The organism is Mesotoga sp. H07.pep.5.3, assembly GCF_002752615.1.
In the GTDB taxonomy this organism is placed as follows: Bacteria; Thermotogota; Thermotogae; order Petrotogales; family Kosmotogaceae; genus Mesotoga; species Mesotoga prima.
In genome coordinates, this window is record NZ_AYTV01000001.1 from 84,449 (window position 1) to 104,041 (window position 19,593).

A 19,593-nucleotide genomic window follows, 5' to 3' on the forward strand; every position below is an offset into this window, starting at 1 on the left:
CATCTCTTAGAAATGTCATCTATGTTCACATTCAAGATTATCACTGGTTGAGCTGAAAGAATTTCTGGACTACTCAATAAACGGAAGACCATCACCCGAGTAAAGACATTCTGGAATCTCCGGCTCGGGATATTCCCCCTTGATTTTTTCTTTGATCACGTTGAGATAGTTTTCAGCGCTTGATCGCCATGTATATTTTTCGGTTACCCGATCGACTCCTCTTGAACTTAATTCTTCCCAAAAAGAGGGACTGCTGAAGAGAGCCTTTTTCAATCCGCGAACAATATCATTTGTTTCAAGAGGATCTACTAGCACTCCATATTCAATGTTGTCTTCTCTTAAACTCTCTGCCGGTCCACCATTTGAGGTTGCTACTACTGGCAGCCCGCAGGCCATAGCTTCAATCGGTGCAAGGCCGAACGGTTCATACAGAGATGTCAAAGCGAAAATCGATTTCCTCTTTGTAGAGATTCTATATAGGGCGGATAGTTCGTGCTGATTCTCAATGTTAAGGAAAATCACTCCGTATTCAATTCCATTTCTGCGGATATGGTCGATGATTTCCTTCAGAACTGAACGATCAGGTTCCTCAAGAGAGTCGAATTCTTCGTATGGATTTTTAATCCCTCTCGTGACGATTACAAGATTGCTTGACTCATGGAGTTCACGATCATTTGCAAAGGCTCTGACTATTCCAATGTGGTTCTTCTTTCCTTCGAATCTGCTTGAGACAACGATCATCGGAAGTCGAAACCTCGATGCATTTGAAAATCTTTCAACAGCCTCTTTGTATCTATCTTCTATTGCTTCGTCCAATTCCGATGGATTTGCAGTGAATATATCCGTATTGACACCGGGAGGCACGATAGAGTATTTTGAATCGTTTCCGACGTCAGAAAACTCACGGTAAAGGGGATGGCTATACTGCTGAAATCTTTCCATCGAAGTTGAAACAAAATTCACTGCAGAGTACTTCATAGAGATACGCTCTGCCGCAATTCGATAGGAGAACTTGAACTCCTCTTCGATTTTCATGCGGTTTTCTCCCGTCTGAAGTAGCTTGTCTAGTTTCTGAGCCCCTAAGGAGTGAGCGGTGAACGAGTAAGGAATCCCCGTTTCTTTGAATAACATAGCGCCTGTAAGACCTCCATCTCCGTAATGTGTTGTAAGAAAATTCGGCATCGTGCGCTCTGCCCGATAGAACTCTATTATTCTTATTGAGAACTCACCTAGGTAGGGCCATAAGTCCTCTTTTCTTAGAAATCCGTCGGGGCCGAAGGGAATCCGAACGATTCTGAGATTCTCTTTTCCTGGATAGTAGTCGAATTCATCGGCGAATTCGGGCCATCTCTCATCGATTATTCTTCTGGTGATTATGTCACACCTGATTCCCATTTCCGACATAGCCGAAGCGACCTCTTTAACATAGACCAACTGGCCCCCAAAATCCGGATGAGTCGTCCAGTAACTGTCTTCCCTGTCGAAGTTTCCCTGCGGGTTTATAAACGCAACTCTCACAAATAATCACCTGCCTCGAAAATCGCCTTCAGAGCATCTATAGAAGGTAAGATCACTTCCTTTCCTTCGTGTTCAATGCGGAAGCCCGCGCAGTAGTTACCGTACACTGCCGATTCAAATATGTCCTTTCCACCGAGCAATCCGAATAAAACTCCTGACCAAAATGCATCTCCAGCTCCTGTTGTATCTACTACTCTTCTCGCACAAGATGGCAAGGTTACTACCCTGTTTCCGTCGGATATCATTGATCCTTTTTGCCCCAGAGTCAGAATGACGTTTTTCGCTCCAGATTCATGGAATTTACGGATGTAATCAAGAGGTTCTCCAGGGCCGAAAATTTCGTTAGCATCATCTTCAGAAGGTTTGACAAGAAAGACATTCTCGAGGAACCCTATTGTGAATTCCGAACCATCCTGATTGTGAGTCCAAAGAATTTGTCTGTAGTTGGGATCGAATGTGATCCTTACTCCCGTTCGAAGTGCATAATCTACAAGCTTGCAGCAAACCTCTCGAGACCTCTCACACGATAACGGCCATGTAGTGAAGTGAATAAAGTCTATGTCCTTCATGAAGCTATCAATATCATACGGTTCCTCAAGTAAGCAATCTGCGCCTCTGAAGGCCGAGAACTGTGGGGATGACTGAGATCTCGAAACGAAGACCATAGAGGTATGGGCTTCCTGGTCTTGCTGGACAAAGGAAGTATCGATCCCTTTTAGACGAAGATGCTCAAGGTAAGCCCTTCCGAAAGGATCATTTCCAACTCTTGATAGAAGAATACTTTCGATACCCAGGTCGTTAAGATTCGATGCAAGGTTTCCAGGCGAACCCGCAAAGAACCTTCGAAAAGAAGTTGCTTCGCCTAGATCTTTCACAGTATTGGTAGATATCAGATCAATAAGGAGCTCACCAACGACGGCAATTCGAGACAATTCAACGCCTCCTTCTCTTATTAGTCTATCATTCGAGAGTCTATTTCCGTTCACGGATCCGGGATCTGCTCAAACATAGCTCTTCAGAAACCAGATTCTCAAAGCGGGAGGCGTGTATAATCAAGTTAACAATAGCTACACATATTTGAGACAGGAGGTTTAGTAAATGGAGGAAATATCTTTAAAAAGGCTCCAAAGAAGATATGTTGGAAGTGATATTGATTTATCGCTTTGGGAGAATCTGGAGAGCGAGCTCAAGAGGCTTGAGGAATACGAAATTGTTGATAGAGATTCGCTAGAGAACTTCCTGCTTCACTGGAGTGAGCTATTCATGATTCTTCAAGAGAAGCTTGCATGGAAGTACATCGACATGACAAGATTTGCTGATAACGAGAAGAAGAGACTTGATTATTCGAAATTCTTCGAAGATGTTTATTCGAAGGCAGAGCCTTACAGAATAAGGCTTATGAAAAAATACTACGATAGCATTCACAGAAGGGAGTTAGATCCTTTCCGATATGAGAACTTCGATGCGATAGTTTCTAATGCGGTTGAGCTTTTCAATGAGGATAATCTCTCTCTGGAGGTTCAGGAGAAGAAAATGGCGTCTGAATATGCGGCGACCATCGGTTCAATAACTGCAGAGTTTCGAGGAAAAGAATACACTCTTTCGCAGCTATCGAGGTTCCAGCTGGAACCGGACCGCTTAACTCGCGAAGAAGCCTGGCGGCTTTCAATGAGCAAACTTGATGAAGTACATGAAAGCCTTGAGAACCTATTTGATAAACTTCTTTCTGTAAGGGTTCCTCAGGCGGCAAATTCTGGATTCAGTAGTTATAGAGACTATATGCATCAGAAGAAGAACAGATTTGTCTATTCAGTCGAGGATGTACACAGATTTCATGAATCGGTAGAAAAAGTTGTAGTTCCTTTTGTTTCGGAGCTTAATGAGAAGAGACGGAAAGAACTCGGGTTGGATAGACTAAGACCCTGGGATATTAGTGTTGAGCCTTCGGGAAGAGTGCTAAAGCCATTTGAAACAATGGAGGAATTCATACAGAAGGCTATCAGAGTACTTCAGAAGGTTGACCCGGAGTTCGGCGTTAATCTCTTAAAGATGAAGGAGAACGGTCTGCTTGATCTCGAAAACAGAAAGGGAAAGGCTCCAGGTGGCTACAACTACCCCTTAGATGAAACCGGCGCTCCTTTCATCTTTATGAACGCCACGGGAACTCCCGCAAATGTCAAAACCATACTTCATGAATCGGGACATGCGATGCACTCTTTTGCAACGACAGATGAGAAACTGATAGCTTATAGACACGCAACCCACGAAGCTGCCGAACTGGCTTCCATGTCTATGGAACTTTTGACGATGGATTATTGGGATGAATACTACTCAGAAGAGGAGGTAAGGATTGCAAGAAAAGAGGAACTGGCCGGAACTTTGAGTTTTCTGCCATGGTGTATGATTGTGGATTCGTTCCAGCAGTGGATCTACACAAACCCCGATCATTCTTCCTCGGAAAGAGATGAGAAATTCTCTTTGGTTTTTGATCGATTTAACACTGGAGTCGACTGGACAGGACTCGAAGAAGAGAAGAAGATTCGCTGGCTTCTTCAGCCACATATTTTTACGAATCCCTTCTACTATATAGAATACGGAATTGCTCAACTTGGGGCTCTCGCTGTTTACAGAAACTATAGGCAAAATGGCTCTAAGGCCATAAAGGATTACAAGAAGTTCCTTTCAATGGGTTATTCAAGGCCGCTAGACGAATTGTTTGAAAGCGCAGGTATAAAATTCGATTTTTCGGAGCATTACCTGCTTGAACTCGTCCGATTTGTTGAAAGCGAGCTAGCTTTGCTTTGAAGAGAGTGCTTCTTTGAAAGAATAGACAGTTCGCAAGGACGTAATCCATCATAATTAAATCTACTCAAGAGAAGGATAGCTTCGGCGAAGCTCACAGAGTTAGAATTGGCGAGGAGGTGTTTGAATGAGAAAAATCGTCTTTGTTATAGTTCTGATGATGGTACCGTTCGTTGTATTGGGACAGGTTGAAGAACTCAAGGCCAAGATAGCCGAAAATCCTTTGGATGTCGAGAGTCTCAAAGCATTGCTGGAAATCTATTATGAGAATTACGAACTTGAAAATTATGGAACGACACTTAAAGAAGTAATAATGGCTGTTGATGAGATTCCCGAAGCAATGTATCCGTTGATTGAAGAAGGAATTGAGAAGTTGCTTGAAAATGCTTATTCAGATTACGCCGAAGAAATATCCGAGATCCTTTTTGATCTTCGGCCAGACAAGAACTCTATGCTACTCTATCTTAAGTCCCTGAATAGCGGCTGGGCCATGTCGGAGGAGGCTATCCGACAGTCTGTAAACAGACTTAGCGAAGATCAGATCGAGATTTACGAGTTTCTCCATGCGGAGTCTGTCGACCTTTATCCAGTCGATCTTCATCTGCTTGTATCGAGAATCCTTGTAGAGGATTTTGGAGAGACTGACTATTTGATTCCTTATATTGTGGGGTTGATAGACGATTACGACTTTTCAACCGCTAGAAGTCTGCTAAGTGAGAATTCAGAATTTCTTAGCTCTTCACCGATGTACTACTATCTAAATGGAATCCTTGATCTGGAGATAGGCTATTATGATGATGCAGTAGAATGGTTTCTGCAGGGCAAGTCGAGAGACGACGATACTGAAATTTACGAGGCGCTGTCCTTGATCGAGTATATATATATCCCTGAATATGTAACCGATTTGTTCACCGCGATTGTCCTGGCCAACGACGAAGCATCGCTGATTTCGAATATTCAGGAGTTTGTTCTCAACTACGAGGAGTTGTCCTGGATCTTTTCGTGGATTTCAAGAGTTCCTGAACCTATGAAGCTGGCAGAGATTCTCTCAGATGAGGAGACTGCCGTATCGTACAACACGGTGAACCTCGATTTCGAGAAGATCAACATTGGTTTCTATGATGCTTACGCATCGCTTCGGGGAACAGTTTCAAGTGCTATTTATGGACAGTTTCTAGATGCGAGAACTTATGTCTACATATCTGAAAAGATGGATGGAGTCATAGTTGAAGGAGAAAGAGAGGCCAGATTTGATGGATGTGATGTTTATTCTCTTTCCCCCAACAGAGATCGATTATTGATCATGGATACATGGGGAGAGTCAATCTCAATGGTAGATAGCAGCATGGACATTATATGGACATTGTCTGAAGAATACAGTATGGTACCTGTTGCGTGGTCACCGGATGGATCCAAGGTAGTTGTATCGACTGGCGGAGATTACTTCTCAGTGATCGATGTCGAATCGGGTCAGGTCATCGAGTCAATCGAGAGTTTCTATGATCTGGTCTTCTTGTCTTTGGATGAAACTTACGCGGTAGACTACGATGGAGAAATTGTCAATCTTACAAAAGAATCCCTTATTGATACAGATGCTCCAGCCTTCTGGGCTGCCTACGGCAATAATAACAAGATAATCTATTTCGAGTACCCCGACGAATACTCGGATTTCTCTTATGATTCTCTCCATGTATATGACTTAAGTACAGGGGAAGACACCGTGATAGCTTATAACGTTATGTTCATGGATGCGCCCGTGCCTTCTGTGAAGATAGAGGGAGATTTCGTCTATTTCACAGAAAAGGATGCTCTGGGAATGCACAGGGTAATTCTTATGGATTACATGACGAATGAGGTGTTATTTGAGAGTCTACCCAGTGAAGACATAATAATCTTCCCTGACGTTAGACCTGAATGATGGAACGAAGGCCGGCTTTAGCCGGCCTTTCTCTTTTTGTAGTGAAGAATAAATAATGAATTATGACAGAGATCTCTTAGAGTTCTATTTCTTTCCTGCAAAAGCTTCATCCAACTGTTCCTTTGTTATTAGATCGGAAGAGACCCCTTTCTTTGAGCAACAATACCTGGCAGCTATCTGGCCTCTCAGAATTGATTCCTCTAAAGTATATCCTTCAAGGAAGTAGCTCGAAAGAAACCCCGCAGCAAGACTATCACCTGCTCCGTTTGTGTCGACTACAGGTTCATCAAGCTCAACCGGGCCGAAGAAGTTGATTCCGTGCTCCGTGCCTAATGCACATCCTCTCTTTCCCATTCCACAGATCACAATTCTATCGTTTCGAACCCTCAGGTATTTTGATATTATGGGGGTGGGATCTCGAAAGTTTGTTGATGAAAAGAAGAGAACGTCAGCCTCTCTAACATAGTCTTCTCTGTACAGGTCATCGGGATCCGTTACATCCTGGATATCTACAGAAATTACAAGCCCTGCTTCTCTTAAAGGTTTTAGAAGAAATCTGGACCAGTTCACAATATTGACGTGGGCAAGTTTGGTTCCAAATAGGTATTTCTTTATGGCTTCAGCATCCGGCTTCAAGGCCATTGCTCCTCTACCGTCATAGAAGTTCTTTCGCTCACCGTTCTTGTACATAATGTTTACGCTTCTCTTAGTTCCCAGTGGATCGACTCCAAGGAAAGCGATGTCGATGCCCTGTGCTGATAGAGTTTCCCGGATGTGGTCTCCAAAATAGTCCGATCCAACGTATCCGATAAAACAGACCTCGTGGCCAAGCCTTTTCAGAGACTGACAGACATATCCACCTGCCTGGCCGATGCAATCCACAACTTCAGTAAATGTCGCCTCTACCGAAAAGTCTATCTCGCTGCCCGATAAATAGACGTTTGTATCAATCCCGATGGCGCCAATTACAGCTACTTCGAAGCCCATAAAGAATCACTCCTGTTTAACAACGCTTCTGAAAAGCTCAAGTTTCTCCTTGAGCAATTCTCCTCCCAGAAGACCGGAGAGAGCCTTTTCGTAATGCTCAACTGAAATTCCTGGAATCACATTTTTGTGAGCAATAGTTCCCACAAGAACTACATTCTGCATCTGGGGATCCTCAAATCTTCTCTCAATACTGAAATCACCTTTGAATTTCGATTCCTTGCCTCCCGTTCGATGTCATCCTTATTTACTTCTTTTGTCCTTCTCAAAAGGACATCCAATGGTTGCCAAACAGTGTCATGGTATAACCAGTATTCCCCCGTTTCTAAGTTAGTTCACCATCCCTCTCAATGCTTCATAAAGCTGAAGGGCTATCATCATTTGAGCAGGGTGCTTCTTGATCAATACCGAATGAACATTATTACCAATTCTTAGCTGAGATAAAACCGTACCCCCTCTCTGAGCCAGTCCATGGGTATCGGTTCCGATAGCCCACTGACCGGAGTGGTCGACGGTCCCAAGAAGAATTTCGTTGAGCAGTCCTATGCACTGTCCACCAACTTTAATTATACAAACGTCAAACCTCCTCATGCTTTCACCCCTTCACTGATCATCGGATTCATTTGACTCTGAGGGGCAGGTTTGAACTCAGGATCTATCCCCGATACAGAGATCGTGTTGAAACCAAATTGAACCGTCTTAGGCAGCTTGATAACTCGGACAGGCAAAGTCAGCAATACATACTTTCTGTTACATATCATTCCGGTTTTAACAGGATTTGGCAATGGTTTATGGCTCCTTTTCAGTTCTCTAGTGAACTCCAGCATACACGAATGCTTCACGATAATCACCTTGAAGCCTTCTTCTTCGACAGCCCGTTCAACAAGAAGCTAGTTCCCCATCATAATCTCCGAACCACTTTCCTGGGAGAGGAGTATTTCGCCAATCCTCTTCATAGGCTCCCACCTTTACACTGGATATTGTTTTATATACTGAACATTACTCATTTTTTAGTTCGAAAGATTTCTCAAACCTCTGTTAGATGCATTCACTCACTAAACTCTAACCTTTATTTGACAAAGCTTCAAAGTAGTTGGAATCTCGTCCCTCTTTTCTCCGGATAATTCGATTTCAGTCGAGACAATCTCAATTCTCTTCTTTTTCAGAATATCGAGAAATGTATCGCGAAGGCATTATGCCAGACCCATTAGGAGCAGATTGCAAGGAGCTGATCCTTCTTTTCCAATTCTTACCTAGTAACCGGAATCGGTAATTCCAGAACCGGAGAAGCCATCTTTGAAATCTACCTTTGCATGCACTGTACTTCCCATTTCTTACCTCCTCTGCATTTTGACTGGAAAGGATTATCTGAATTAGATGTCACGAAGATCAAACGGGCAGCGTTGCTAGAAAGAAACGAAACTGATGGTTCGCGACAACTACAGGTTGTACAGTTTAGATCATATCAATAATCAATATTAACATTCAGATGTCAAGAAGAACCAGAATACGAGATTGCCTAGAAGTCTCTCGTGAGTGAAAAGTAGAATATATTAGGAGGTGCGATGTGAATCTATACGCGTTGTTCAATTCATCTCTTTATCATGGAACTTCTTCGAGAAAAGGTTTTTTTGAAGGCTGGTACTTCAAGTTTGTTGACAGGAAGAAGGAAAAGTCATTTGCAGTCATACCGGGAGTGTCCTTGAATTCGTCGAGAGAAGATGCTCACGCTTTTGTTCAATTCCTCTCGGGTGGGAAGAATGAATCCGGCAACTTCAACTATCCCTTGGGAGAGTTCCATTCTGATAAGAAACGCTTCTCTGTTGAGATCTCGAAAAATCATTTTTCGGCCGGAGCGGTGATTCTGGAAATGTGCAATGAGAATCACAGAATTGCTGGGAACATAAGGATCTTGGAGCCGTACCTTTGGCCTAGAAAGTTCTATTCCCCTGGGATCATGGGGCCTTTTTCCTTTGTACCTTTCATGGAATGTTACCACGGAGTCGTCAGCATGGACCACAAACTTGAGGGAGAAGTAAGAATCGATGATGAACTGATAGATCTTTCCGGAGGCAGAGGATATATAGAAAAGGATTGGGGAAGATCATTTCCAAAGGCGTGGGTCTGGATGCAGAGCAACAGCTTTGATCTCGAGAGAACCTCATTAATGCTGTCGATTGCAACGATTCCATGGTTGGGAAGGAGTTTCACCGGTTGCCTCTGCGCATTTCTGTTTAAAGAAAAGCTCTATAAATTCGCTACCTACAGGGGAGCAAAGATCGATAGAGTAGAGGTTTTGGACAACGAAGTATTCCTCCAACTTAGACAGGCAGGGTTTTCCTTGAATGTCAGTGCAAAAAAGACTTCTGGAGCGCATTTAATCTCGCCTGTAGAAGGTAGTATGAGTGGGAAAATTGATGAATCGCTTACGTCTGAAATAACGGTGAGACTCTTCCGAAACGATGCGGTCTTGTTTGAAGGTACCGGGACAAATTCCGGCCTAGAAGTTGTTGGGGAGCTTAAGCTGAAGGAAAAAAGTAAATGAGAACCTGTGCTGTTCAATCATTAGAGGACTGGATATTGTTGCTGAGGGGATTCTTCCGTTCCTCTTTAGCAGTTTATCTCTTACATGTATGTGAAAAAAGGGCATCCCTAGTTTCCTGGATGCCCTCTAACATAAGATTCCGAAAAAATTGTTTCCGAATCCTCTAGCCACTTCTTTTCAGCACCCCTCTTTTTTTCGCCCAAACCTCCATTCTCTTGAAAAACACGAGGCCGAATGGAAGTAGAAGTGCTCCAAGAAGAATCAGAGGCCAAACATCATTCCACATCTCCGCCATGGTTCTGCCTTCAAGTATCGATGATCGCATTCCTCTTAAAGCATAAGTAGCGGGAGAGAGCTTTCCAACCTGTTGCATCCACACCGGAAGCACATCGATTTCGTAGTACACACCTGAGAACATCAGAAGCAAGGCCTGAAAGATATGAACTACTTGAACGCCTTTTTCAGGTGAGATCAGAGGCAACACGGCAGCGACAATTCCCAGTCCAACGAATGAAAAACTTGAAACCGCCAGTATTCCAGCCGCCGACAGAAAATTGGCTCTTCCAAGATCTAGATCGAAGAAGACTGAAACGACTACTAAAATAAGACCACTTCTAAGTATTCCATATAGAATGGCATATCCGCACGTACTCAATAAATGAGTAGCTCTTCTAACCGGTGCCATGAAGGTGTATTCGATAGTCTCTTCCCATCTTTCCCAGGCAACGGTCTCAGCTACTATCTCGAAGAGAATTGAAAGATAGCCCCACAGTATCGATCCAAGCAACATGTAAAGGATCAGATAGCTTGTATCGAGCTTCGTCCCTGAAAAGGCTTCGACTCCCTTTCCGATGAAACCCATTGTCACAGAGTTTGCCATGGTGTAAACGAAGAAAACCAGTTCCCACTTCCAGTATCTCTTGGTGAAGTTGAAATTCCGCTCAATAAAGGCCCAGGAGGCGCGAAGCTCCCGGGCTATTGCCTGTGAATTCATGCTGACTCAACCTCCTGATATTCGGCCTCTTCGATACTCATTCCAGTGAATTCGAGAAAGACATCTTCAAAGCTTGGATTGTCAACTTTACCGAGCAACTGCTTCTTCAGTTCTGACGGTCGTCCAGAAGCAACGATTCTTCCTAAGTGAATTATCGCAACGTAATCACAGAGTTTCTCCGCTTCATCCATGTCATGCGTTGTCAAGAGCATGGTTGTATTCATGGTGTTCTTCACATCGCTAATAAGACTCTGAACATCCCTCTTTGCCCTTGGATCAAGTCCCGTGGTCGGCTCGTCCAAGAGTAGCATTTTGGGTTCAGTCATGAAGGCCCTAACAATGGCTACCTTCTGTTGCATACCTCTGGAAAAGTCTTCTAGCGGATCTTTCAATCTCTTGAGATCCAGTCCGAATCTCTCGGCGAGACCGTTTATCTTTTTGAGAGCCTCACGCCGTGGAATTCCATATAGTCCTGCTGAAAAACAGAGATTCTCCACTGCGGAAAGCTTCCTGAAGAAACTTGCCTCGACTGAAACTCTGTTTATCATTCTTTGAACCGATGCAGAATTACTAACGGAATCGTACCCGAAAATGGATATGCTTCCTCTATCTGGAATCAAGAGTGTTGAGGCAATTCTGATAAAGGTTGATTTTCCCGAACCGTTTGGACCTAGAAGACCGAAAATCTCTCCTTCCTTTATTCTCAAATTTATCCCTTTTAGTGCTATGATTTCCTTTCTACTCTTCTTAAATGCTTTCACTATATTGTTGGCAAGCAAAGCGTCTGCCATGTTCTCACCTTCCTAAAGGTAATGAGGTCTGCTGAACCTGCTCTCGATTTCTATCTTCTGCTTATCAACCAAGCCATCTATAAAAACGCTCTTTGAGCCTCTGATCTTATTTTTCATTGATATCTCCTCCTGTTTTCTACCTTGTCTTGGCCAGTGTTGCCAAGCTTTTCGGTTTTTCGATAAAAGGCGGGAGGGCCGTCGTTTCGATTTCCCTCTTCTTTCTTGGCGATCCAATAACGATGAACATATTTACCCCCTTGATATTAGGAGAGAATGGCCCGTCTAAGTATCCAAAGAACACTATCGATATTGGCCGGATTCTCCGTTTTGGTTCTTTCTGTTTCTGCTGCTAATCTGCTTTCGTTTCTCGGTTTCCTTCAAAAGGCTTTTCTCAAACATTTCTGCACCTCCTTAGTGTCAAAAAAAAAGACCGCGGCTGTTGCAAGCCACGGTCCTTCATAATCCAATTGTCGTTATACGATCTTATACCTCACACGACGGAAGAAGGCGTGGCACAGTACGGCATCGCCGGATACCCGGTTAAGGGAAACGGTTGCCGGAACGTATGCTCTCATGGTCATCAAACTGTGCCTCCTTCGTAGTAAATGTACCTGTTGCTAAGGAATTATAGCATAATGGGGGAGAAATTCAAATATTAAACTCTAAGATTTCCTAAAGTGGTTCTTAAATTTGATAACCTTATTCACACGATGACTAAATAATCCGTCTCTTGTCGATGAATTTATGTCTAAAGTAATCCAAAGATCAAGGCGGTTATCAAACGTTTCCGATGACTGTATAGACAATTCTGTTCAGGTTGGTCTAATCAAAAAGGTCTCGATCATCTAAATGACTGGTCAAGAAGCTCTTTGTTGTTTTCGATCACATTGTCTGTGAATGGATCACCGGGAAAGAGAAGAATCTCGCCCTTCCCGTAAACATGCCTGCCTGACTCTCCCCGAAGAACGGAAAGTCCATCGAACACGATCCCGTCGAGTTCAACTGCATCACTAGTAATGGCTTTTTCATAGGTTGCATAAATTTCCATCTCTTCCAAGAGCTTATTGTAGGAAGAGATAATTTCATTGCTGATTTCATCTCCTGTGCCTGTTATAATCAGTCTGCCACCGTTCATAATAAATTCCTTTATGATATTCGATTGCTGAGGCATTAGTATTTTCAGACGATCAAAACTCCCACCTGCTCCAGGAAGTGGAAGTAGAAGGACATCTATAGTATCGAGTTCACCAACTTTGAAGATCCTATCTGCAGTGGAAACCCTGTTGCCCATTTCTTCGAGTAGCATCTTCAGTTTTTCTCGCTCGTCACTTGCGTAATTGATGTGACTCCTATCCACCAGAACATTGAGAGAGGCAGAACTTCTTATCTCTAACCAGGTGCTAGAGTACGGAACTGAATCAAGAAGGAAAAGTATCCTTGCATCATGTTCTTCTGCGGTCCTTTCGAGATGAACTATCTTCGATTCGAATCCCTCCAGCGTCACAATCTCTTCGTGGATAATCCCTTCTAGATTCTCTATCTGAAGCAAAGAAGAAGCTTCTTCAGAGGAAAGGTTTGAGATCTGGAATGAAAGAGTCACTCTTTCTCCGGGCTTGACACTTTCCGGAAATGCGGCTGAATTATAGAGGTGAATAGGGCAAGATCTTTCTACCCAAATCGGAGAAGAAACTGCTTCCTCGCCGTCATGGCCTCTTGCGTATACGAAAAAGTACTGAAATCCAACTTCAATATTTGTTGCCATCTCAATATAGAACTCGTGACTGTCTACAAGAAAATTTGCAATAACCCCGTCATTCGAGTAGATTTGGACAATTTCCAAAGGATCATCCGCGGTATCACGTATAAGTATTCTAAGTTCAACTCTATCGGCATCACGTACTATGTCTCCCATGAATGCTTCCTCGGTTGAAAAATGAATCTCAATGTTCCTGTCTTCCGTCGCGTATGTTCTTCTCTTCTTAAATGCTTCCAGTATCGATATTTCGCTCAGATCGGTTGCGAAGACGGCTGTTCTGGAGTCATTTGCACCTCCCCAATTAGGTTTGTGGTTATCCTGACCAAGGGTCGTACCAAGATGCCATCCTTTACGAAGTGCTTCCCGATATGCACTGAACATCTCTTCGACAATTGTATCGTTTTCCCACCAGCTTCCATTGCCTACTTCTATAAGATTCATATAGAGATCGGCTTCCGGGGAATACTGAAATTCCTTGAAGTTGTCACCGAAATCTCTCACTGGATGATTGAATTGACCGACGGCATCATGCTCGATTATCCAGTCATAGAGCTGCCAGAGATCGGATTTGACTCTATCGGTCCAATCACTTGTGCCGTAAACGTTGATGTGTCCTGTTCCTGTCGCCGTCCATTCGAACCCCACAAATGATAGGAAGTCTTCAGATGTTGCTTCAATAGCCGCCTCTATTGTTGCAGCTAGTTTGTTCCTGCCATCAGGAAGATCTTGAGCGAAATAATAGGCATGATCGGTTATTGCTAGAAAGTCGAGGTCCGGGACTTCCTTGGCGTAGGAATAAGCCTCTTCCGGAATTCCTGAGCCATCCGAGTAAGAAGTATGGGAGTGGGGGTTCCCGAAGTAAAGGTTGAGATTGCCGCCAACTGAGGCGACAGATGATAGGAGAAGCAGCGCCACCAATACAAACCTTTTCATCAAATCACCCTTTCACAATCAACGTTTTTTATGTAAGATCACTGAAGCTCAGGAGAATCAACACATCTTGTTTTTCCTATCTAGATAGGATATCAGTCTCCAATCTCTTCTTCGTTTTCGATTTTACCTAAGTATAATCTGCTTTGAAGCATCTTTGAGAAGTCTGTCCATCTGCTTTCTTTTGAAGCAGAAAAAGCATGGCTTTCAAAATTGTCAAGCCTTGAATCAATATTGTCACAAAGCCATATCAGTATTGCTTCTCGGGTTTTCGGTGTTACCGGTGAACCGAACTGCAGTTCCCCGTGATGGCTCAACACTATGTGCATTAGCTTTCTTCTGGTTTCCTCCGGAAAGCCGCTAATTTTGGAGACTTCTAATTCGATCAACCTGGCGCCAATAGCTATATGTTCTTCTAGATAACCATCATCGGAATAATCAAACTTGAAAGATTCCGTTATGTAGGTCCTTGTCTTTCCAATGTCGTGCAGAAAACCTCCTGCAATGATTAGATCTCTGTCAATGTTTGGTCTGGAGTTTGACGCTTCTCTTAAAGCCAGTGCATATCTAACAACAGAGAGACTGTGTTCCGCCAAACCACCGATTCTGGCATGATGATAGACTTTTGCTGCAGGCGCTTCAAAGAAGTCAGGGCAAACCCCATCATCAGAAACCATCCGCTTTACAAGAGTGTTCAGATACTTATCTTTGATCGACTCTACAAGTTCCAGAACTTCGGATTTTATCTTTTCTAAGTCTTCAACAATTGGAAGCAGCTGGGTTATCGAGCCTGAGCTGTAGCTTTCCATTTCACTTATTGAGAAGAGCTTCCTGATTTTTATGCTCAATCCAAACCTGTTATCTATAAGGTAGTCTGCAAGACCTATCCAGCCCTCAACCGGTTCCAAACAGCCCTGTTCACTGATCCATGCCTTTGCTTCAGTTCTACACTTAGAATCCCCTACGAGACAGTCATAGTATGGGCCTCTGCTTCCCTCTATCCTCTTTGAACTGAATATGAAGAAGAAACCTTGCTTTGAATTAACATAGTTTTCGACCCTGTCGAGCGCAGAGTTGTATTCTCTGAGGATTTCGGAAAGCACGGGATAACTTCCACTTTTTCCATCAATCATCGTGTCTTGCTCCTTTTGCAACATTTAAAACTCTCTGAAACGAGTTTCATAGTACCGGTAGTCAGAAACAGACTAGCCTGCATCTTTTCTTGATGCAGACTTCATCAGCAGTTTTATCATTATAAAGAAGGCAACAGTAGCAAGAAACATTGTCGGATAGCCCTCAACAAAGATCATTATGCTTTTGGAAACGGCTTCATTCATCACTTAACTCCTTTCATCCAAGAAAAAGTGCCAGAACAATGCTACCGGCCAGTACAGAACCTATCTGACCTGCAACGTTTGCTCCGGTTGCATACATTATGAGAAAGTTGTTCGGATCTTCATCCAGTCCCATACGGTGAACAACTCTGGCAGACATCGGGAAAGCAGAAATTCCTGCAGCACCTATCATGGGGTTTATCTTCTGCTTTCTGAAAACGTTCAAGATCTTGGCGAAAACAACTCCGCCCATCGTATCCAATACAAAAGCGACAAGCCCCATAAAGAGAATCAACAAGGTTCTTGAATTAAGAAATGCTTCTGCAGTCATAGTTGAGCCAATGGTAATCCCAAGAAAGAGAGTGATAATGTTTGACAGTTCGTTTTGAGCGGCATTACTCAACTTGTTTAGTACGCCGGACTCTCTTATAAGATTACCAAACATCAGCATCCCTATCAGCGCTACACTTACAGGTGCAATAATTCCCGCTAACAGAGTCACTAGGATCGGGAAAAGTACCCTCACGTATTTGGGAACCTTCTCGGTCCTGTTGTCCATTCGGATCCTTCTCTCTTCCTTAGTGGTCAGCAGTTTTATTATTGGTGGTTGCACAACTGGAACGAGAGCCATATATGAATAGGCGGCGACTGAAATCGGTCCCAACATGTGGATTGCCAGTCTACTTGCGACATAAATAGACGTTGGACCATCGGCTGTACCTATTATCCCTATAGAAATCGCTTCCCTTATGTCAAATCCCAGTAACGCTGCCACAATAATGGTCAAGAAGATCCCAAGCTGAGCAGCCGCTCCGTAAAAGAACATAACGGGTTTCTGTAATAGAGGTCCAAAGTCTATCATGGCTCCGATCCCGATGAATATTAGGGCTGGGAAAAGTTCATTCGCAATCCCGGCCTCGTAAAGAATAGTGAGCACACCATGCTCTCCAATAGCCGATGACCCAGGAATATTTGTAAGAATAGCTCCAAACCCGATAGGAAGAAGCAACATTGGCTCATATTCCTTCTTTATTGCTAAGTAGATCAGGATTGCTCCTATTGCAAACATTACTAGATTCCCTAAAGGAATAGAAAAGTTCGATAGTAGATTCACTGGTGATGCCTCCCGAATTGTATTTCAAAGTTTCACATTCGACTTTTGTGTGAAAGGAAGCGGATTGCCCCTTTTTCAAATACAATATTAATACATACGGAAAGCTTTTGATCGGGTCGAAAAGTCTTTGTGACTAATTTTCTGAAAAGCAAACAATCACTGCTCAATTCTTTGAGTTGTGGTAGGATTTGTCAGTTGAGGTTGATCTCAAGGAGGCGGTCGCTTTGAGGGCAGTATTTCCTGAGGGTTTTCTCTGGGGTGTAGCAACGGCTTCCTATCAAATTGAAGGAGCTGATTTTGAGGATGGAAAGGGGCCATCGATTTGGACTGATTTCTCTCACAGACCCGGCAAAGTAAATTCCGGAGACAATGGTGACGTTGCTTGCGATCATTATCACCGGTTCTCCGAAGATATTGAGCTAATGAAGCAACTTGGTGTTAATTCATATCGATTCTCAATATCCTGGTCGAGGGTGCTCCCCGAAGGTCGAGGAAAGATAAACCGTAAGGGTTCGGATTTTTACAACAAACTTATCGATAGACTTCTGGAAGTTGGGATACAACCCATGGTCACACTGTATCACTGGGATCTTCCTCTTGAGTTGCATAGGAAAATAGATGGCTGGGAGAGCCGAGATATGAGACATTATTTCGGCGATTACTCCAGCTTGGTGTTCAGCGAATTTGGGGACAGGGTAAAACACTGGATCACGCTGAACGAACCTTATTGTTCCTCTCATGTAAGCTATCTCTGGGGTGAACATGCCCCGGGCAAGAGAGATCTGAAAACTTCACTTACCGTGGCTCACAACCTGTTACTCTCTCATGGAGAGGCTGTGAGACGTTTTAGGGAAGTCGTCAAAGATGGGACTATTGGTCTTGCTAATGTCTCAATTTTCGTCGAACCGGCCACCGATAGCAAAGAAGACAGATGGGCTGCAAGAATTCGAGATCAGTTCATTAACGGATGGTTCTTTGAGACACCCATAACAGGTGAGTATCCTTCTGAACTCTTCAAGAGATTCAACGATGCAGGAGTACAACCGCTCATCGAAGACGGTGACATGGATTTAATATCGACGCCATTTGATTTTTGGGGTGTAAACTACTACACAAGAAACGTGGTAAGAAAGGAAGAATCAAGTATTCTAGGTAGTGAGGTTATTCAAGGTGAACTTGCTAAGACAGAAATGGGATGGGAAGTCTACCCCGAGGGGCTTGAAGCTTTTCTTTACAAGACATTCAAAGAATACGGAAAAAAACCAATATACATTACCGAGAATGGCATGGCGTGCAAGGACAAGTTGACTGATGGCTTTGTTGAAGATTTTGAAAGGATTGACTATATGAAGAGGCATTTCTCTTCCGCTCTCAGTGCTTTGAAGGCAGGAGTAGATCTGAGGGGTTTTTATGTCTGGTCGCTGCTGGATAATTTCGAATGGTCTTATGGCTATTCGAAAAGGTTCGGATTAGTGTATGTTGACTACGAAAAAGGTCTTAAACGTATCCCCAAGCGCAGCTATTACTATTACAGAGACTTCCTCGAACGGGATTGAGAAAGCTCTCTTCTAAGAAAAATACTGCCGGGTTCCATTTGTGGTTTTCATTGTGAGCCCTGCTGAACGAAGAAAAGATACCAAAGGTCTTATAAAGAACTGTGAAAGAGTTTGTTTGATAGGAGGTTTTGAAATGATCGGAGTTGTCGTGGATTCAGGATGTGATCTTCCTGATGAGGTTAAAGCAAAAGACAATGTAAGGGAAGTGCCACTGAAGATAGTCCTGGATGGTAAGGAATATCGGGACAATATTGATATTTCCACTTCTGATCTTCTTGAGTACATGGAAAACAAGTTTCCGAAGACATCGCTTCCAAGACCGCCCGAAATCGGGGAAGCTTTCGAAAGCCTTTATGAAAAGGGATACAACGAGATCCTCTTCATAGGGATTTCAAGTGGCCTGAGTGGCACACTTGATCAGGTTAAGTCTTATGTTCGCGATTTTTCAGAAAAGCATGGCGATTCGAAAATTGAAGTAGTGGATTCAAAGAATATTTCAATTGGATCTGGTCTTCTGGCAATGAAAGCAATTGAGCTGATCAAAAGTGGGGAGTCTTTTGAAGGAGTCGTCAAAGACATTCTGGGTTCTGTCAGGAAAGCGAAGGTTTTCTTCTGCATACCCGTACTGAAATATCTAAGAGCAGGAGGGCGAATAGGAAAGGTTACCGCCACCATCGGTGATATTCTTGATCTGAAGCCCGTAATTACTGTCGGAGAAGGCGGTGTTTATCACAGCGTTTCTAAAGAAAGAGGTATGAAGAGAGCTGTGAAAAGCTCCGTCGAGAAACTGATTCATTTCATCGACGGCAATAGGGTGCTGAACATTGCGGCTTATACTTCTGACAAGAGTGAGAAAACCATGGAGCTTTTCAGGATGGCGGTTTCAGAGATTAAAGCCGCTGGACTTAGCCATATAATAACCGGACAGATATCTCAATCTCTTGTTTGTCATACAGGTCCCGGTCTGATCGGAGTTGCTGCGATCTTGGAGTAAAAAAAAAGCCGCCGGAGTGGCGGCTTAAAAATCGGGATATTCCAGGGGGTTTCTCATGCCTTGTCCGTCATCCATAACATGGGGGGTAATGGTGAACAAGCATATTGTTGCTAAGTTGTTTTGTCTTTTTTAATGACCGGTTGAGCTTTGGGGTGCAAGGGTTTCTTATCTATTTGATATAATTCTACCCAAAACTATCGGGTTTGTCAATATACTGGATCATAATTATCGGTTTTTCTTTGTAAACATTCGGTAAAGTCAAAATCCATATTGTGTAGGACGAACTGTGATCCGATGATTTAGTTATATATTTTGTTTAGCTTTCCTTGAAGATTGCAATTATTGGTGGTAGAGACA

16 protein-coding genes are annotated in these 19,593 nt (G+C 43.3%); 5 read left to right on the forward strand and 11 right to left on the reverse strand.

Annotated features, from left to right (window positions below; translation table 11 throughout):
• Positions 1 to 69: 69 nt before the first annotated feature.
• Together V513_RS00400 and V513_RS00405 are read right to left on the reverse strand one after the other, a co-directional pair.
• A complete protein-coding gene (locus V513_RS00400; RefSeq protein WP_014731454.1) occupies positions 70 to 1,518 on the reverse strand; it encodes a glycosyltransferase in 1,449 nt (482 codons plus the stop codon).
• Positions 1,515 to 2,450 (reverse strand): carbohydrate kinase family protein, encoded by a 936-nt coding sequence (locus tag V513_RS00405; protein ID WP_099771218.1) that lies wholly within the window; start codon positions 2,448 to 2,450, stop codon positions 1,515 to 1,517. Before V513_RS00405 ends, V513_RS00400 begins: the two co-directional genes overlap by 4 nt.
• Positions 2,451 to 2,616: 166 nt before the next feature.
• Here V513_RS00405 and V513_RS00410 point away from each other — a divergent pair, with 166 nt between their 5' ends.
• Together V513_RS00410 and V513_RS00415 are read left to right on the forward strand one after the other, a co-directional pair.
• Entirely contained in the window at positions 2,617 to 4,323 is a 1,707-nt protein-coding gene (locus V513_RS00410; RefSeq protein WP_099771219.1) for a M3 family oligoendopeptidase, read from the forward strand.
• 124 nt (positions 4,324 to 4,447) lie between these two features.
• Complete coding sequence (locus V513_RS00415) at positions 4,448 to 6,238, forward strand: YncE family protein (protein ID WP_099771220.1); 1,791 nt, start codon at positions 4,448 to 4,450, stop codon at positions 6,236 to 6,238.
• An 84-nt stretch (positions 6,239 to 6,322) separates the two neighbouring features.
• Here the strand turns inward: V513_RS00415 and V513_RS00420 are convergent, their stop codons facing one another.
• The 3 genes from V513_RS00420 to V513_RS00425 form a co-directional block, all read right to left on the reverse strand.
• Positions 6,323 to 7,225 (reverse strand): carbohydrate kinase family protein, encoded by a 903-nt coding sequence (locus V513_RS00420; protein WP_014731458.1) that lies wholly within the window; start codon positions 7,223 to 7,225, stop codon positions 6,323 to 6,325.
• Positions 7,226 to 7,231: 6 nt separating this feature from the next.
• A complete protein-coding gene (locus V513_RS13795; RefSeq protein WP_158309310.1) occupies positions 7,232 to 7,387 on the reverse strand; it encodes a hypothetical protein in 156 nt (51 codons plus the stop codon).
• 165 nt (positions 7,388 to 7,552) lie between these two features.
• The gene (locus V513_RS00425) at positions 7,553 to 7,813 is read right to left on the reverse strand and encodes a 2-oxoacid:acceptor oxidoreductase family protein (protein WP_099771221.1); all 261 of its coding nucleotides are present in this window, start codon (positions 7,811 to 7,813) and stop codon (positions 7,553 to 7,555) included.
• 976 nt (positions 7,814 to 8,789) lie between these two features.
• On the opposite strand from V513_RS00425, the gene V513_RS00435 reads away from it, so the two are divergent.
• The gene (locus tag V513_RS00435; RefSeq protein ID WP_099771223.1) at positions 8,790 to 9,767 is read left to right on the forward strand and encodes a tocopherol cyclase family protein; all 978 of its coding nucleotides are present in this window, start codon (positions 8,790 to 8,792) and stop codon (positions 9,765 to 9,767) included.
• A gap of 163 nt (positions 9,768 to 9,930) precedes the next feature.
• Here V513_RS00435 and V513_RS00440 read toward each other — a convergent pair whose 3' ends face one another.
• From V513_RS00440 to V513_RS00460, 6 genes are all read right to left on the reverse strand, one after another.
• Complete coding sequence (locus V513_RS00440) at positions 9,931 to 10,761, reverse strand: ABC transporter permease (RefSeq protein WP_014731461.1); 831 nt, start codon at positions 10,759 to 10,761, stop codon at positions 9,931 to 9,933.
• A complete protein-coding gene (locus tag V513_RS00445) occupies positions 10,758 to 11,552 on the reverse strand; it encodes an ABC transporter ATP-binding protein (RefSeq protein WP_099771224.1) in 795 nt (264 codons plus the stop codon). The genes V513_RS00440 and V513_RS00445 overlap by 4 nt, the downstream gene beginning before the upstream one ends.
• 841 nt (positions 11,553 to 12,393) lie before the next feature.
• Positions 12,394 to 14,241 carry a CehA/McbA family metallohydrolase gene (locus V513_RS00450; RefSeq protein ID WP_099771225.1) on the reverse strand — a complete coding sequence of 616 codons (1,848 nt, stop codon included), beginning with the start codon at positions 14,239 to 14,241 and terminating at the stop codon, positions 12,394 to 12,396.
• A 92-nt stretch (positions 14,242 to 14,333) separates the two neighbouring features.
• On the reverse strand, positions 14,334 to 15,371 hold the full coding sequence (locus V513_RS00455) for a 3'-5' exoribonuclease YhaM family protein (protein WP_099771302.1): 1,038 nt from the start codon (positions 15,369 to 15,371) through the stop codon (positions 14,334 to 14,336).
• Between the two features lie 72 nt (positions 15,372 to 15,443).
• The gene (locus V513_RS14035) at positions 15,444 to 15,575 is read right to left on the reverse strand and encodes a hypothetical protein (RefSeq protein ID WP_014731466.1); all 132 of its coding nucleotides are present in this window, start codon (positions 15,573 to 15,575) and stop codon (positions 15,444 to 15,446) included.
• A 13-nt stretch (positions 15,576 to 15,588) separates the two neighbouring features.
• Positions 15,589 to 16,641, reverse strand: a complete 1,053-nt coding sequence (locus V513_RS00460) for a sodium ion-translocating decarboxylase subunit beta (RefSeq protein WP_173362785.1) — start codon at positions 16,639 to 16,641, stop codon at positions 15,589 to 15,591.
• 269 nt (positions 16,642 to 16,910) lie between these two features.
• On the opposite strand from V513_RS00460, the gene V513_RS00465 reads away from it, so the two are divergent.
• Together V513_RS00465 and V513_RS00470 are read left to right on the forward strand one after the other, a co-directional pair.
• Positions 16,911 to 18,242 carry a GH1 family beta-glucosidase gene (locus V513_RS00465; RefSeq protein WP_099771303.1) on the forward strand — a complete coding sequence of 444 codons (1,332 nt, stop codon included), beginning with the start codon at positions 16,911 to 16,913 and terminating at the stop codon, positions 18,240 to 18,242.
• 133 nt (positions 18,243 to 18,375) lie between these two features.
• On the forward strand, positions 18,376 to 19,236 hold the full coding sequence (locus V513_RS00470) for a DegV family protein (protein ID WP_099771227.1): 861 nt from the start codon (positions 18,376 to 18,378) through the stop codon (positions 19,234 to 19,236).
• Positions 19,237 to 19,593: the final 357 nt, after the last annotated feature.